This is a genomic window from Enterobacter cloacae complex sp. 2015409, from assembly GCF_041365315.1.
Lineage (GTDB): Bacteria > Pseudomonadota > Gammaproteobacteria > Enterobacterales > Enterobacteriaceae > Enterobacter > Enterobacter pseudoroggenkampii.
The window spans coordinates 279,361-292,057 of sequence record NZ_JBFTVM010000001.1; the positions used below are offsets into that span (position 1 = coordinate 279,361).

The window sequence follows — 12,697 nt, forward strand, 5'->3', positions numbered from 1 at the left end:
TAATGACAACCGGGCATTATGGAAAATAAAAGCATTCCCCAAGCCACGTCGCCCCTGGCCGCGTGGCTTTCTTATCTGGAAAACCTGCACAGTAAAACCATCGATATGGGGCTTGAGCGCGTAAGCCAGGTCGCCGCGCGTCTTGATGTGCTCAAACCGGCACCTTTCGTGTTCACCGTCGCGGGGACCAACGGTAAAGGCACGACCTGCCGCACGCTGGAATCTGTCCTGATGGCCGCAGGTTACAAAGTTGGCGTGTACAGCTCGCCACACCTGGTCCGCTACACCGAGCGCGTTCGTGTGCAGAACCGCGAACTGTCGGAATCGGCGCATACGGCGTCGTTCGCGGAAATTGAAGCCGCACGCGGTGAGATCTCATTAACCTATTTTGAATACGGCACCCTGTCGGCGCTGTGGCTGTTCAAACAGGCGCAGCTGGATGTGGTGATTCTTGAGGTTGGCCTCGGCGGACGTCTTGATGCGACCAATATGGTGGATGCGGACGTGGCGGTGGTCACCAGCATCGCGCTGGACCATATCGACTGGCTGGGACCGGATCGTGAAAGCATTGGCCGCGAGAAGGCCGGTATTTTCCGCGCAAATAAGCCCGCGGTGGTTGGCGAGCCGGATATGCCGCATACCATTGCTGACGTGGCGAACGAGAAGGGCGCGCGTCTGGTGCGCCGCGACGTTGACTGGCAGTACGAGGTCCAGGATAACGGCTGGCGCTTTAGCGACGCGCAGGGCGCGCTCGACAACCTGCCGCTGCCGCAGGTACCGCAGCCGAACGCAGCAACCGCGCTGGCGGCACTGCGCGCCAGTGGCCTCACGGTCAGCGAGCAGGCGATCCGCGACGGCATTAAGAATGCGCTGTTGCCCGGGCGTTTCCAGATCGTCAGCGAGTCACCGCGCCTGATTCTGGACGTGGCGCATAACCCCCATGCGGCGGCGTATCTCGCGGGACGTCTCAATTCGTTACCAAAAACCGGGCGCGTGCTGGCGGTTATCGGTATGCTTCATGATAAAGATATCGGCGGGACGCTGGCCTGCATGGAGAGTGTGGTCGATAGCTGGTATTGTGCTCCTCTGGAGGGGCCGCGCGGCGCGACGGCTGAGCAACTGATGGAACATCTCGGCAAAGGCGCAATCTACAGTAGCGTGGCTCAGGCCTGGCATGCCGCGATGGCGGATGCTAAACCAGAAGATACCGTGCTGGTGTGTGGGTCATTCCACACGGTGGCACATGTCATGGAAGTGATGGACGCGGGGAGAACCGGTGGCGAGTAAGTTTCAGAACCGTTTAACAGGAACCATTGTGCTGGTCGCGCTCGGGGTGATTATTCTCCCGGGTCTGCTCGACGGGCAGAAAAAGCATTATCAGGATGAGTTTGCCGCTATTCCGCTGGTGCCAAAACCGGGTGACCGCGATGAGCCGGATATGCTGCCCGCGGCGACGCAGGCGCTGCCTGCTCAGCCGCCGGAAGGGGCGGCGGAAGAGGTGCGTGCAGGCGATGCCGCCGCACCATCGCTCGATCCGTCTCGCCTGGCGGCAGCGAGCAACAGCGATATCGATCCGGTGCCGGTCGAGCAGCCTAAACCGGTTGAAAAACCGAAGCCAGTTGAGAAGCCGCAGCCGAAACCGCAGCGGGATAAAGCCGCAGAACAGCTAGCCGCGGCGTCAGAGACACCTCCGCCAGCAAAACCGGCGCAGCAGGATGCCGCCGCCCCAACGGGTAAAGCCTACGTGGTGCAGCTTGGTGCGCTGAAAAACGCCGATAAGGTCAACGAGGTCGTGAGCAAACTGCGCAGTGCGGGATATCGTGTTTACACTTCACCTTCCACGCCGGTGCAGGGTAAAATTACCCGTATCCTCGTGGGGCCAGAAGCGTCCAAAGATAAGCTTAAAGGTTCGCTCGGTGAGCTGAAGCAGATCTCCGGCCTGAGCGGTGTGGTGATGGGCTACAGCGCGAACTGATAAGATCTTACCCATCCCCGGAATGGTTTGCTCCCTCTCCCTTGAGGGAGAGGGTTGGGGTGAGGGGGAGCAGACGTCCACAGAGACGTCAAATGGACCGTGGCGTTGAACATTTTTTCAGCGCCTTTTTTATTTACGCGCGGGAAGGAAATCCCTACGCAAACGTTTTCTTTTTCTGTTAGAATTCGCCCCGAACTGGATGACAGGGCGTTAAATCGTGGGACACATATGGTCTGGATTGATTACGCCATCATTGCGGTGATTGGTTTTTCCTGTCTGGTTAGCCTGATCCGTGGCTTTGTTCGTGAAGCGTTATCGCTGGTGACATGGGGTTGTGCTTTCTTTGTTGCCAGTCATTACTACACTTACCTGTCTGTCTGGTTCACGGGCTTTGAAGATGAACTGGTCCGAAATGGAATCGCTATCGCGGTGCTGTTTATCGCAACGCTGATTGTCGGCGCTATCGTGAATTACGTGATAGGTCAGCTGGTCGAGAAAACCGGTCTGTCAGGAACGGACAGGGTGCTCGGGATCTGTTTCGGGGCATTACGAGGCGTGCTGATTGTGGCCGCGATCCTGTTCTTCCTGGATACCTTCACCGGGTTCTCCAAAAGCGAAGACTGGCAAAAATCGCAGCTCATTCCAGAGTTCAGCTTCATCATCAGATGGTTCTTTGACTATCTGCAAAGCTCGTCAAGTTTTTTGCCCAGGGCATAAACCCTGAGATGTGGCTTAACGAGGAAAAGACGAATGTGCGGTATTGTCGGTATCGCCGGTTTCATGCCGGTAAACCAGTCGATTTATGACGCGTTAACGGTGCTTCAGCACCGTGGGCAGGATGCTGCGGGTATCATCACCATTGATGCAAACAACTGCTTCCGTTTACGCAAGGCGAATGGCCTGGTAAACGATGTGTTTGAAGCCCGCCATATGCAGCGTCTGCAAGGTAATATGGGGATCGGTCACGTTCGTTATCCTACTGCTGGCAGTTCCAGCGCCTCTGAGGCACAGCCTTTCTACGTCAACTCACCGTATGGCATTACTCTTGCTCATAACGGAAACCTGACCAACGCGCATGAGCTGCGTAAAAAGCTGTTCGAAGAGAAACGTCGCCACATTAACACCACCTCTGATTCTGAAATCCTGCTCAATGTGTTCGCCAGCGAGCTGGATAACTTCCGTCACTATCCGCTGGAAGCAGACAACATTTTTGCCGCGATTGCCGCGACAAACCGTCAGATCCGCGGCGCGTACGCCTGCGTTGCGATGATCATCGGTCACGGTATGGTCGCCTTCCGCGATCCTAACGGCATTCGTCCGCTGGTGCTCGGTAAGCGCGACCTCGGCGATGGCCGTACTGAATATATGGTTGCCTCTGAAAGCGTGGCGCTGGATACCCTGGGCTTTGAATTCCTGCGCGACGTTGCGCCGGGCGAAGCGGTCTATATCACCGAGAAGGGCCAGCTGTTTACCCGCCAGTGTGCCGACAACCCGGTCAGCAACCCGTGCCTGTTTGAATACGTTTACTTTGCCCGTCCGGATTCCTTCATCGACAAGATTTCCGTCTACAGCGCGCGCGTCAACATGGGCACGAAGCTCGGCGAGAAGATTGCCCGCGAGTGGGACGATCTGGACATCGACGTGGTGATTCCTATCCCGGAAACCTCCTGCGATATCGCGCTGGAGATCGCCCGCATTCTGGACAAGCCATACCGTCAGGGCTTCGTGAAGAACCGCTACGTTGGCCGCACGTTTATCATGCCGGGGCAGCATCTGCGCCGTAAGTCAGTGCGCCGCAAGCTGAACGCCAACCGCGCGGAATTCCGCGATAAGAACGTTCTGCTGGTGGATGACTCCATTGTTCGTGGCACCACCTCTGAGCAGATTATCGAGATGGCGCGCGAAGCGGGTGCGAAGAAAGTCTATCTGGCCTCTGCTGCGCCGGAGATTCGCTTCCCGAACGTGTACGGCATCGATATGCCAACCGCCAACGAGCTGATCGCTCACGGGCGTGAAGTGGATGAAATTCGCCAGATCATCGGTGCCGACGGCCTGATTTTCCAGGATCTGAACGATCTCATCGACGCGGTGCGTGCCGAGAACCCTGAAATTCAGCAGTTTGAATGCTCCGTGTTCAACGGTATTTACGTGACCAAAGACGTTGACCAGCAGTACCTCGACTATCTTGATTCGCTGCGCAACGACGATGCGAAAGCCGTCCAGATGCAGAACGATCTCGAAAGTTTAGAGATGCACAACGAAGGTTGATGCTCCGGCAGGTGAGGGCGAATGCCCTCACTTGCAACTCCCCGCAAAATCCTGCACAGTCTGCCCTGAAATCAGTAAGGGCGAAAATCATGAAACGACTCATTGTTGGGCTCAGCGGCGCCAGCGGCGCGATTTACGGCGTACGTCTGTTACAGGTTCTGCGTAACGTGGCGGAAGTCGAGACCCATCTGGTGATGAGCCAGGCGGCGCGTCAGACCCTCTCTCTGGAAACCGATCTCTCCCTGCGCGATGTTCAGGCACTGGCGGACGTGGTTCACGATGCCCGTGATATCGCCGCCAGCATCTCCTCAGGCTCGTTTAAAACGGCTGGCATGGTTATCCTGCCCTGTTCCATTAAAACGCTCTCCGGCATTGTGAACAGCTATACCGATACCCTGGTAACGCGCGCGGCGGATGTGGTGCTGAAGGAGCGTCGTCCTCTGGTGCTCTGCGTGCGGGAAACGCCGCTGCACCTGGGCCATCTGCGCTTAATGACGCAGGCTGCGGAGCTGGGAGCCATCATCATGCCGCCGGTACCGGCATTTTATCATCGCCCGACCTCGCTGGATGACGTGATTAATCAGACCGTTAACCGCGTGCTGGATCAGTTTGACATCGACCTGCCTGAAGATCTCTTCACCCGCTGGCAGGGTGCCTGAATCTGTGCACAAACCAGGTGCATGAAAAGACAAGTTGCCCTGTTTCAGGGCAATTATGCAACGGCGATCATATCCTCGACATTTAATTCGTTTTTTCCCTTTTTCTCTCTCCGGTTCGTTCGGCAGACCTGCTATCTTTCACCATTAAGGCAGTATCGCAACGTTTTATTAACATATTTAACGTCGAAGTTTTGACCAGACGGCAATGTGGCATAAGACCTGCAAGATGAAGCCTGCAACACAACACAATACATAATAAAATCACGGTACTTGAGGGTAAATGTATGAAGAAGACGGTTCTGGCTCTGTCTTTGCTCGTGGGGTTAAGTGCGGCAGCAGGTAGCTACGCAGCGCTTCCACAGACGGTTCGTATCGGTACAGACGCAACCTACGCGCCATTCTCTTCCAAGGATGCGAAAGGCGATTTCGTGGGGTTTGATATCGATCTGGGAAATGAAATGTGCAAGCGCATTGCGGTGAAATGCACATGGGTGGGCAGCGACTTTGACGCGTTAATCCCGTCGCTGAAAGCCAAGAAAATCGACGCCATTATCTCTTCTCTCTCCATCACCGAAAAACGCCAGCAGGAGATTGCCTTCTCTGACAAGCTCTACGCCGCGGATTCTCGCCTGATTGCGCCAAAAGGCTCCCCGATTAAGCCAACCATCGACTCGCTGAAAGGCAAGCATGTTGGCGTGCTTCAGGGATCGACCCAGGAAGGTTATGCCAATGCCACCTGGCGTGAGAAGGGTGTCGACGTGGTGGCTTACCAGAACCAGGATCTGATCTATTCTGACCTGGCGGCAGGCCGTCTGGATGCGGCATTCCAGGATGAAGTCGCCGCGAGTGAAGGCTTCCTGAAACAGCCTGCGGGGAAAGACTACGCGTTTGCGGGCCCGTCGGTGAAAGACAAAAAATACTTTGGTGACGGCACCGGTATTGGCCTGCGTAAGGATGATACCGAGCTGAAAGCCGCCTTCGACAAAGCCTTTGCAGAGCTGCGTAAAGACGGTACTTACGACAAACTGGCGAAGAAATACTTCGACTTCAACGTATACGGTGAATAATACCTGACGCTAACGCACCGGAAAGGTGCGTTACGGGAACGGTTGACCCAATACGGTGCGTTCGTTGCACCGTATTGGATCGCTTTGTGCATACTTACGCATTTATAATGCAAAAATTCCCGCCTGAAGGGCATTAGTCTTTGCCTGTCAGAGGGAATTAATGGCACATTAGCACCACCCCGTCGTCGTAAAAAACCCGTATGAAGACAGTTTGTTGAGGACAAATATGAAAAAACTCGTGTTGTCACTATCTCTGGTGCTGGCCTTTTCCAGCGCTACCGCGGCATTCGCAGCCATTCCGCAGAAAATTCGGATCGGTACCGATCCCACCTATGCGCCGTTCGAATCGAAGAATTCAAAGGGTGAACTGGTTGGTTTTGACATCGATCTGGCCAATGAGCTGTGCAAACGCATCAAAGCACAGTGTACCTACGTTGAGAACCCGCTGGATGCGCTGATCCCGTCCCTGAAAGCGAAAAAAATCGACGTGATCATGTCCTCCCTCTCCATCACCGAAAAACGCCAGCAGGAGATTGCCTTCACAGACAAACTCTACGCGGCCGATTCTCGTCTGGTGGTGGCTAAATCGTCTGACGTTCAGCCAACGCTGGAGTCCCTGAAAGGTAAACGTGTCGGCGTGCTGCAGGGCACTACCCAGGAAACCTACGGTAACGAACACTGGGCGCCGAAGGGGATTGAAATCGTCTCCTATCAGGGCCAGGAAAATATCTACGCTGACCTGACGGCAGGCCGGATTGATGCGGCATTCCAGGATGAAGTCGCGGCAAGCGAAGGCTTCCTGAAAACGCCGGTCGGTAAAGATTACAAGTTTGGCGGCCCGTCCATTAAGGACGTGAAGCTGTTTGGTGTGGGCACCGGTATGGGCCTGCGCAAAGAAGACAATGAGCTGCGTGAGGCGCTGAACAAAGCGTTTGCTGAAATGCGCGCTGACGGCACCTACGACAAGCTGGCGAAAAAGTACTTTGATTTTAATGTTTACGGCGGCTAATCGCCCCGTCAAATAACGTGCGGCCCCTCCCTCCGTGGGAGGGGGAAAGACACGGTTCCACCACTCACGATACGACAGGGCTCGCGGTATGCTGTACGGATTTTCTGGCGTTATTTTACATGGCGCGCTTGTCACCCTTGAGCTGGCTATCAGCTCCGTGGTGCTGGCGGTGCTGATAGGTCTGGCAGGCGCAGGGGCGAAGCTTTCGGCTAACAAACCGCTGGCGCTAATTTTTGAAGGCTACACCACGCTTATTCGCGGCGTTCCCGATCTGGTGCTGATGCTGCTTATCTTTTACGGTCTGCAGATTGCGCTGAACAGCGTGACGGACGCGATGGGCATGGGACAAATTGATATCGACCCGATGGTGGCCGGTATTATTACCCTCGGTTTTATCTACGGTGCCTACTTCACCGAAACCTTCCGCGGTGCTTACATGGCCGTGCCGAAGGGCCACATTGAGGCGGCAACCGCATTTGGTTTTACCTCTTCACAAACGTTTCGTCGGATTATGTTCCCGGCCATGATGCGTTATGCGCTTCCGGGCATCGGCAACAACTGGCAGGTTATCCTCAAAGCGACAGCGCTGGTCTCGCTGCTCGGTCTGGAAGACGTCGTGAAAGCGACTCAGCTGGCGGGCAAGAGCACCTGGGAGCCGTTCTACTTTGCGGTGGTCTGCGGCGTGATTTATCTGGTCTTTACGACCGTCTCCAATGGTGTGCTGCTTCTGCTCGAGCGTCGCTACTCCGTGGGTGTGAAGAGGGCTGACCTGTGATTGAGATCATTCAGGAATACTGGAAATCGCTGCTGTGGACAGATGGCTACCGCTTTACCGGCGTGGCGATTACGCTCTGGCTGCTGATCTCCTCCGTGGTGATGGGCGGCATTCTGGCGGTGTTTCTTGCCATTGGCCGCGTGTCGAACAATAAATTTATCCAGTTCCCGATCTGGCTGTTTACCTACGTGTTTCGCGGTACGCCGCTGTACGTACAGCTGCTGGTGTTCTATTCGGGGATGTATACGCTTGAGATCGTAAAAGGCACTGAGATGCTGAATGCGTTCTTCCGCAGCGGTCTGAACTGTACGGTGCTGGCGTTGACGCTCAACACCTGCGCCTATACCACCGAGATTTTCGCGGGAGCCATTCGTTCGGTTCCGTATGGTGAAATTGAGGCGGCGCGCGCGTACGGCTTTTCCTCAGTGAAACTTTATCGCTGCATTATTCTGCCGTCGGCACTGCGTATCGCGTTACCGGCGTACAGTAACGAAGTGATTTTGATGCTGCACTCCACCGCGCTTGCCTTTACCGCGACGGTGCCGGATCTGCTCAAAATCGCGCGCGATATTAACTCCGCGACCTATCAGCCGTTTACCGCGTTTGGCATTGCGGCGGTGCTCTATTTAATTATCTCTTATGTTTTGATTAGCCTGTTCCGTAAGGCTGAAAAACGCTGGTTGCAGCATATAAAACCTTCTTCGACGCACTGAGAAAGATGATGGCTGAGAACAAATTAAACGTTATTGATTTGCACAAACGCTACGGCGAACATGAAGTGCTGAAAGGGGTGTCGCTGCAGGCTAACGCAGGCGATGTAATCAGTATCATCGGTTCATCCGGCTCGGGTAAAAGTACTTTCCTGCGCTGCATTAACTTCCTGGAAAAGCCGAGCGAAGGCTCGATCGTGGTGAGCGGGCAGAACATCAACCTGGTGCGTGACAAAGACGGCCAGCTGAAGGTGGCGGATAAACACCAGCTGCGCCTGCTGCGTACGCGCCTGACGATGGTGTTCCAGCATTTTAACCTCTGGAGCCACATGACGGTGCTGGAGAACGTGATGGAAGCGCCGGTTCAGGTACTGGGGCTGAGCAAGCAGGAAGCCCGCGAGCGTGCGGTGAAATATCTGGCAAAAGTGGGCATCGACGAGCGCCAGCAGATGAAATACCCGGTGCATCTCTCCGGCGGTCAGCAGCAGCGTGTCTCCATCGCGCGCGCGCTGGCGATGGAACCCGAGGTGCTGCTGTTCGACGAACCGACCTCCGCGCTCGACCCGGAACTCGTTGGCGAAGTGCTGCGCATCATGCAGAAGCTGGCTGAAGAGGGCAAAACGATGGTGGTGGTGACGCACGAGATGGGCTTCGCCCGTAACGTCTCGAACCACGTGATTTTCCTGCACCAGGGGAAAATTGAAGAGCAGGGGCATCCGGACGAGGTGCTGGCGAACCCGCAAAGCCCGCGTTTGCAGCAGTTCCTGAAGGGGTCGTTGAAGTAGGTTTGCTTCTCCCTCTCCCTGTGGGAGAGGGGCGGGGTGAGGGCATCAGGCCGCAGTACAGCCCAATCGCCCGGTGGCGCTTCGCTTACCGGGCCTACTAATTCTGTTGCTGGCCGGCATACTCCAGCCGATAGACCCAATCGTCATAGCGCACGCCGTCAATTTCATACGCCTTTTCCAGCACCTGCGTACGCACAAACCCGGCTTTCTCCAGCACGCGCACCGATCCGCCGTTGTCCGCCAGCACGTACGCGTTAATCGCCTTCACGCCGGTCTGGTTGAACGCATAATCACACACCGCGCGCAGCGCCTCGCTGGCGATACCTTTCCCTTGCGCGGCAGGTACAACCGTATAGCCGATATCGGCCTCCTCACGATTCTCAGGGCTGATTTGCAGGCCAATATCGCCAAGCGGCGTATCATCATCCCGGGCGCGAATGACAAACACATGAGCAGCAGCGAGTCGCGCGGCAAACACGCGTCGGGTCTCTTTTTCTGGCGCGATGGCGGCCATGTAGCGCATGATGCGGCGATCTTCACGCAGCGAGCGGAAGAAGGCCCAGTCAGTGGGTTCGAAAGGGGTGAGGTAAAGCCGGGGAGTGGTGATCGTTGCCATTGTGACGCCATATTTTCGGAACATGGCCTGTCACTGTAACATATTCACCGCACCACATCCCCCAGCGCCTCTTCTAATTCATACCAGCGGAACGCAAAGCCGGCCGCTTCCAGTCGTTTTGGCAGCGCTCTCTGTCCGCCTAATACCAGAACAGACGCTTCACCCATCAGCAGACGAATGACCGTGGCAGGCACGCGCAAAATTGCCGGACGGTGCAGGGCATGCCCCAGCGCGTGAGCAAACTGTTCATTACGCACCGGATATGGCGCAACCATATTGAACGGCCCGCGCAGATCGTTATCCAGCAGCCAGAGAATACCGTTGACCATATCGTCGATGTGGATCCAGGCCATATACTGACGGCCATTACCAATGGGGCCCCCGAGTCCGAGCCTGAAAGGGGGAAGCATCTTCGCCAGGATGCCGCCTTTCGGTGCCAGAACGACACCGGTCCGCAGCAGGCAGACGCGGGTTCGATCGCTTTGCGCCGCACTGGCGATACGCTCCCACTGGGCGCAGAGTTTGTGGGTAAACTCGTTATGGGGCGGCTCTTCCTCGGTCACCACCACCTCGCCAAGATCGCCGTAGTAGCCCACGGCGGAACCCGAAATCAGCACGGAAGGCGGCGTGTGGCTGTTGCGGATCAGCTCGACCAGCTTTTCGGTGATGTTCCACCGGCTGCTGCATAACAGCTGTTTTTGCTCTTCCGTCCAGCGCTTATCGGCGATGGGTTCACCCGCGAGGTTAATGACGGCGTCGAAGCCGTCCAGATTTTGCTGATCGGCCAGATTTTTCCAGATATCGACACCCGCCCCCAGCACCTGACGCGCTTTCTCCGGGCTGCGCGTGACCACGGTGATGTCGTGATGCAAGGCCTGCAGACGCGCAATGAGGTGACGACCAATCAGGCCTGTACCGCCGGTCAGCAAAATCTTCATACAACCTCCAGGTTTACGCCTGGCGCCGCCAGCTTAACGTCATGGAGACGGAATCGGCGTAGCGCAGGGCGTGAAGTTTATCGATCTCAACTTCAGCATAAGTGACCCAGTGATGTTCGCGTGCGATATCGAGCACATCCTGAGTTAATTTTTCCAGCAGGGAGAAGCGGTTATTCTCCACGTACTGAATGATGTTTTTGGTTATTGTGCGGTAGTTAAGCGCGTCGTTGATGTCTTCGCTGGCCCGCGCTTTATCTGCGGGGTAGTGAATCACCACGTTAATGACAATATCCTGACGGTTGGCGATCTCTTCCTCTTTGATACCGATGAAGGTACGCAAGCGTAAATTTTTTATACGAATAATGGCGTCTGGCTGTGACATTGCAGGTTTTCTCCGTGTCAGTATTTCCTGCTCATAATACATGAGAGGCTCGCAGGCACCCAGCCTCATAGAGGGTTAAATCTGCTGGATTTTTTGCATCGCCCGCTCGGTCGCCGGGCGGGTCCGGATGCGCTCAAACCAGTTGTTCACCGCCGGGTAAGAGGCCAGGTCAATTCGGTGTTTTTCATGCGTATTCACCCATGGCCAGCAGGCGATATCGGCAATGCTGTAATGATCCCCCCCGAGCCACGGCGTTTTCTTCAGCCGACGGTTCAGAACGTCATAGAGCCGCTGCGTCTCGACCTGATAGCGTTCTATCGCATAGGGAATGGGCTGCGGGGCGTAAGCAGTAAAGTGATGGTTTTGACCCAGCATGGGCCCCAGCCCGCTCGCCTGCCAGAAGAGCCACTGCAGGGTATGGTGACGCTCTCGCAGCTCGCCGCTCAGCAACTTGCCGGTTTTCTCTGCCAGATAGAGCAAAATTTCACCGGATTCAAACAGGCTCAACGGTCTGCCCCCGTCCGCCGGCTGGTTATCAATAATGGCCGGGATTTTATTATTCGGCGAGATAGCCAGAAAGAGAGGGCTGAACTGTTCGCCCTTGCTGATATCCACGCGAATGATCCTGTAATCCAGCTCGGCTTCTTCAAGAAAGAGGGTGATCTTATGGCCGTTTGGGGTAGGGGCGTAATAAAGGTCGATCATTCTCAACTCCTGTCCATGCGAAGAGTGGTGCCATGACAAATGAGTATAGGTGGTTGTTGTAAATCGTGAGTTTTCATCAAGTGACAGCGAGGCAAAGAGATTATATGTTGAGTAAAAACCGATCAGCCTATGAGGATGTTATGAACCAGCCCGTCATCACGTTGTGGTCCGATGCGAATTTCTTTTCTCCCTATGTTATGAGCGTATACGTTGCGCTGGCCGAAAAAGGGCTCACGTTTACGCTGAAGACCGTTGATCTCGACGGCGGTGAACATCTTAAACCGCAGTGGCAGGGTTACGACCTGACCCGACGCGTGCCGGTGCTGGAGATTGACGGTTTTGCCCTGAGCGAATCCTCGGCGATTGATGAATATCTGGAAGATCGGTTCGCGCCGCCGGAGTGGGAGCGCATCTATCCTCACGACCTGCAAAAACGCGCCCGGGCGCGGCAGATCCAGGCGTGGTTGCGAAGCGATCTGGTACCGATTCGCGTCGAACGCTCCACGGACGTCGTGTTTGCCGGGGTGAAAAAACCAGCTCTCAGCGCAGAAGGTGCAGAAAGCGCGCAAAAACTCATTGAAACCGCCACCTCGCTCCTCGCACACGGCAACCCGAACCTGTTCGGCGAGTGGTGCATTGCTGATGCCGATCTGGCGTTGATGCTAAACCGCCTGATCCTCAACGGCGATGAGGTGCCGCAGCTGCTGGTGGATTATGCCGCGTTTCAGTGGCAGCGTGCCTCCGTGCAGCGCTATGTGGCACTCTCGGCTAAGCGTGCGGGCTGATAAGCCCTGACGCTTCAGGTATG

General features: G+C 55.8%; 15 protein-coding genes. 11 read left to right on the plus strand and 4 right to left on the minus strand.

Annotation, left to right across the window (positions count from 1 at the left end):
* Nucleotides 1-18 precede the first annotated feature (18 nt).
* From folC to hisP, 10 genes are all read left to right on the plus strand, one after another.
* Nucleotides 19-1,287: a bifunctional tetrahydrofolate synthase/dihydrofolate synthase gene (gene folC, locus ACDO57_RS01290; RefSeq protein WP_370883432.1), complete on the plus strand. Its 1,269-nt coding sequence runs from the start codon at nt 19-21 to the stop codon at nt 1,285-1,287.
* On the plus strand, nt 1,277-1,975 hold the full coding sequence (gene dedD / locus ACDO57_RS01295; protein WP_148770464.1) for a cell division protein DedD: 699 nt from the start codon (nt 1,277-1,279) through the stop codon (nt 1,973-1,975). Before folC ends, dedD begins: the two co-directional genes overlap by 11 nt.
* A 228-nt stretch (nt 1,976-2,203) precedes the next feature.
* Nucleotides 2,204-2,692 carry a colicin V production protein gene (gene cvpA, locus ACDO57_RS01300; protein WP_000262116.1) on the plus strand — a complete coding sequence of 163 codons (489 nt, stop codon included), beginning with the start codon at nt 2,204-2,206 and terminating at the stop codon, nt 2,690-2,692.
* A 33-nt stretch (nt 2,693-2,725) separates the two neighbouring features.
* A complete protein-coding gene (purF, locus tag ACDO57_RS01305) occupies nt 2,726-4,243 on the plus strand; it encodes an amidophosphoribosyltransferase (RefSeq protein ID WP_024908947.1) in 1,518 nt (505 codons plus the stop codon).
* 89 nt (nt 4,244-4,332) lie between these two features.
* Nucleotides 4,333-4,902 (plus strand): UbiX family flavin prenyltransferase, encoded by a 570-nt coding sequence (locus ACDO57_RS01310; RefSeq protein WP_029740194.1) that lies wholly within the window; start codon nt 4,333-4,335, stop codon nt 4,900-4,902.
* 284 nt (nt 4,903-5,186) lie between these two features.
* Nucleotides 5,187-5,969 carry a lysine/arginine/ornithine ABC transporter substrate-binding protein ArgT gene (gene argT / locus ACDO57_RS01315; protein ID WP_023312560.1) on the plus strand — a complete coding sequence of 261 codons (783 nt, stop codon included), beginning with the start codon at nt 5,187-5,189 and terminating at the stop codon, nt 5,967-5,969.
* Nucleotides 5,970-6,195: 226 nt separating this feature from the next.
* Complete coding sequence (gene hisJ, locus ACDO57_RS01320; RefSeq protein WP_024908950.1) at nt 6,196-6,978, plus strand: histidine ABC transporter substrate-binding protein HisJ; 783 nt, start codon at nt 6,196-6,198, stop codon at nt 6,976-6,978.
* Nucleotides 6,979-7,066: 88 nt separating this feature from the next.
* Nucleotides 7,067-7,753 (plus strand): histidine ABC transporter permease HisQ, encoded by a 687-nt coding sequence (locus ACDO57_RS01325; protein WP_024908951.1) that lies wholly within the window; start codon nt 7,067-7,069, stop codon nt 7,751-7,753.
* Nucleotides 7,750-8,466, plus strand: coding sequence for an ABC transporter permease (locus tag ACDO57_RS01330; protein WP_008502590.1), 717 nt, complete (start codon nt 7,750-7,752; stop codon nt 8,464-8,466). The genes ACDO57_RS01325 and ACDO57_RS01330 overlap by 4 nt, the downstream gene beginning before the upstream one ends.
* Before the next feature lie 8 nt (nt 8,467-8,474).
* A complete protein-coding gene (hisP, locus tag ACDO57_RS01335; RefSeq protein WP_010433274.1) occupies nt 8,475-9,248 on the plus strand; it encodes a histidine ABC transporter ATP-binding protein HisP in 774 nt (257 codons plus the stop codon).
* Nucleotides 9,249-9,345: 97 nt separating this feature from the next.
* On the opposite strand, the gene ACDO57_RS01340 is transcribed toward hisP, so the two are convergent.
* The 4 genes from ACDO57_RS01340 to yfcG all read right to left on the minus strand — a co-directional run bounded on the left by ACDO57_RS01340 (nt 9,346) and on the right by yfcG (nt 11,889).
* Nucleotides 9,346-9,864, minus strand: coding sequence for a GNAT family N-acetyltransferase (locus ACDO57_RS01340; protein ID WP_048992660.1), 519 nt, complete (start codon nt 9,862-9,864; stop codon nt 9,346-9,348).
* 44 nt (nt 9,865-9,908) lie between these two features.
* Nucleotides 9,909-10,802, minus strand: coding sequence for a TIGR01777 family oxidoreductase (locus ACDO57_RS01345; protein WP_045908733.1), 894 nt, complete (start codon nt 10,800-10,802; stop codon nt 9,909-9,911).
* A gap of 13 nt (nt 10,803-10,815) precedes the next feature.
* Complete coding sequence (gene folX, locus ACDO57_RS01350; RefSeq protein ID WP_023312555.1) at nt 10,816-11,184, minus strand: dihydroneopterin triphosphate 2'-epimerase; 369 nt, start codon at nt 11,182-11,184, stop codon at nt 10,816-10,818.
* Between the two features lie 75 nt (nt 11,185-11,259).
* A complete protein-coding gene (yfcG, locus tag ACDO57_RS01355) occupies nt 11,260-11,889 on the minus strand; it encodes a GSH-dependent disulfide bond oxidoreductase (RefSeq protein ID WP_032646621.1) in 630 nt (209 codons plus the stop codon).
* A gap of 140 nt (nt 11,890-12,029) precedes the next feature.
* Here yfcG and yfcF point away from each other — a divergent pair, with 140 nt between their 5' ends.
* Nucleotides 12,030-12,674 carry a glutathione transferase gene (gene yfcF / locus ACDO57_RS01360; protein ID WP_032646620.1) on the plus strand — a complete coding sequence of 215 codons (645 nt, stop codon included), beginning with the start codon at nt 12,030-12,032 and terminating at the stop codon, nt 12,672-12,674.
* Nucleotides 12,675-12,697: the final 23 nt, after the last annotated feature.